This window comes from Rhizobacter sp. (assembly GCF_035702065.1).
GTDB lineage: Bacteria > Pseudomonadota > Gammaproteobacteria > Burkholderiales > Burkholderiaceae_C > Rhizobacter.
The window spans coordinates 1-2,517 of sequence record NZ_DASSRA010000262.1; the positions used below are offsets into that span (position 1 = coordinate 1).

2 protein-coding genes are annotated in these 2,517 nt (G+C 71.5%); one reads left to right on the forward strand and one right to left on the reverse strand.

Annotated elements, in window-relative coordinates; genetic code table 11:
• The coding region (locus VFL64_RS12035; protein WP_489540616.1) for a WS/DGAT domain-containing protein at positions 1 to 781 on the forward strand (781 nt) is incomplete at its 5' end.
• On the opposite strand, the gene VFL64_RS12040 is transcribed toward VFL64_RS12035, so the two are convergent.
• A complete protein-coding gene (locus tag VFL64_RS12040) occupies positions 764 to 2,329 on the reverse strand; it encodes a bifunctional aminoglycoside phosphotransferase/ATP-binding protein (RefSeq protein WP_489540617.1) in 1,566 nt (521 codons plus the stop codon). The two genes, VFL64_RS12035 and VFL64_RS12040, sit on opposite strands and share 18 nt — an antisense overlap.
• Positions 2,330 to 2,517: the final 188 nt, after the last annotated feature.

A 2,517-nucleotide genomic window follows, 5' to 3' on the forward strand; every position in this document is an offset into this window, starting at 1 on the left:
CGTGGCCGCCGTGTCGTCGCTTGCCACCGTGCTGCTCAAGCCTTCCGATCCGCCTTCGCCGTTCAAGGGCCGGTTCGCAGCCGGGCAGCGGGTGGCCTGGTCGCGCCCGGTGTCGATTGCGGACGCCAAGGCGATCGGTGCGCCGGTCGGCGCCAAGGTGAACGACGTGCTGGTCGCCGCCGCAGCCGGTGCCCTGCGGCGCTACCTGTTGCGCCGCGGCACCGACATGCAGCGCACCACGCTGCGGGCGATGGTGCCGGTGAACCTGCGGCCGGCCGACCGCATGGGGCTGCTGGGCAACGCCTTCGGCCTCGTGACGCTGGATCTGCCAGTGTCCGCGCCGGGCGCCGCCCGCCGGCTCGCGCAGACCAAGGCCCGCATGGATGCGCTCAAGCGCTCGCCCCAGGCGCTGGCGATGCAGCTGTTGTTCGACCTGTTCGGCCGTGGCCCGAAGGCCCTGGAAGACGTGGCGAGCATGGTCTTTGGCAGCAAGGCCAGCCTGGTGCTGACCAACGTGGCCGGCCCGCGCGCGGCGGTGCGCCTGGCGGGCGTGCCGGTCGAACGCATGATGTTCTGCGTGCCCCACCCGGGCGACGAGCTCGGCATGGGCATCAGCATCTTCAGCTACCGGGGCCTGGCCACGCTGACCGTGATGGCAGATGCCGGCCTGGTGCCCGACCCCCACACCATCGCCCGGGCCTTCAACCAGGAGTTCGCCGTGCTGCTGCGGCGTGCGCGGACTGCGCCCACAGCAAGACACCGCTCACGCGTGCGCGCCTGAGCGGCCCGAGCGGCTCGCCACGGCCCGCCAACGGGCCAGCACGTCGGCCACGTCGACGGGCTGGCTGGTGTCGATGCCGAGCGTCCAGCCCTGCTCGGCGGGTTCCGGTGCTTCCTGGGTGCGGATCTGCCACTCCAGCACCTCGGTGGTCGCCTCGGAGGGGTCGACACCCTCGTCTGCCCGCCGTGCCACGCGCTCACGCAGCGTAGGCACGTCGGCCGTGCAGCGGATGACGGTGAACGGCAGCCGCAACTCGTCGGCCAGGCGGCGGAAGGTCTCGCGCTCCGCGCGCTGCAGGAAGGCGGCATCGACGATCACCGGGTAGCCCGCGAGCAAGGCCTGGCGTGCCAGATCGCGCAGCCGGTCGAAGGTGTCTTGCGTGGCACGCGGGGTGTAGAGGTCCAGGCCGGCCTCATGCGAGCGTTGCAAGGGTGTGAGCCCGAAGAGCCGCTTGCGCTCCACGTCCGACCGCAGGCGCACCGCGCCGGCGCGCTCCAGCAAGGCGCCGGCCAGCGCCGACTTGCCCGAACCCGAGAGGCCGCACATCACGGCGAGGCCCGGGCTGCGTGTCTCCGGCTCCGCGAGGTGGTGCGCGCAGGCCAGGTAGTCCACGGCGGGCGGCGCAGGTGCCAACCGGGCCACCAGGGCGCGCACCAGCGCCCGGCCCACCTCGTAGAAGCGCAGGACCTGCAGGCCGGCGTGGTCGCCGCGCTCCTGCAGGTAGACGTCCAGCAGCCGCCACGCCAGATCGGCCCGCCCGCGGGCCTTGAGGTCCATGGTGGCGAATGCCAGGTCGTCCATCACGTCGATCCAGCGCAGCGCCGGGTCGAACTCGATGCAGTCGAAGGCGGTCACCTCGCCGTCGTCCAGCACCACCGTGTTCGAGAGGTGCAGGTCGCCATGGCACTCGCGGATGGCCTGGGTGGCACGCCGTTGCTCGAAGGCCGGCCGCAGCGCCGTCCCGTGTACCGCCACCCACTGCTGCAGCGAGTGCACTTCGGCACCACTGGCGCCAAGCTGCTTGAGCACGGCGTGCACCCGGCCGATCACGGATGCCGGCGTGGCAAAGCCGGAGTTCGGCGCGGCGCACGGCGCGGTGGCGTGGAAGCGGGCGAGCTTGTGGGCCAACCGGTCGATGAGCTGCGGCTCCAGCCGGCCATCGGCGAGGCGTTGCGAGAGCAGTGCATCCGCGGGAAAGCGCCGCATGAGGACTGCATGGTCGATGGCGTCGCCACCATCGCTGCCCAGGTGCGGCGCATCGAACGTGCCGGTGATGGGCACCACGTCCAGGTAAAGCTGCGGCGCGAGCCGCCGGTTCAGGCGCAGCTCCTCGCGGCAGAAGTGTTCGCGCTGCTGCGGCGTGCTGAAGTCGACGAACGGCAGGCGCACCGGCTTCTTGAGCTTGTAGACCGTGTGCGCCGTCAGCAGCAGGCTGGAGATGTGCGTCTCGATGCGCGAGACAGGCTGCCCCGTCGCCTGCTCCAGCTGGCGCTGCAGCGCCTTCAGACAGGCGGCGTGGGCTCGGGAATCCAGCGTGGCATCGCGCATAGAGGCAGTCTGCGCCGCGTCACGGGCGTCGGCTTGACATCGCTCAACCCGGCGCAAGGGAACAGCCCGGCCCGGCCCCGCTGCTTTGCGCTGGCGCAATCGGCCGCGGCTGCCTTGCGCTACGGTGGCCTGAAACCTGATGAAGGAGACAACACGATGGACAAGCCCTGGCTCAAGCACTACCCGCC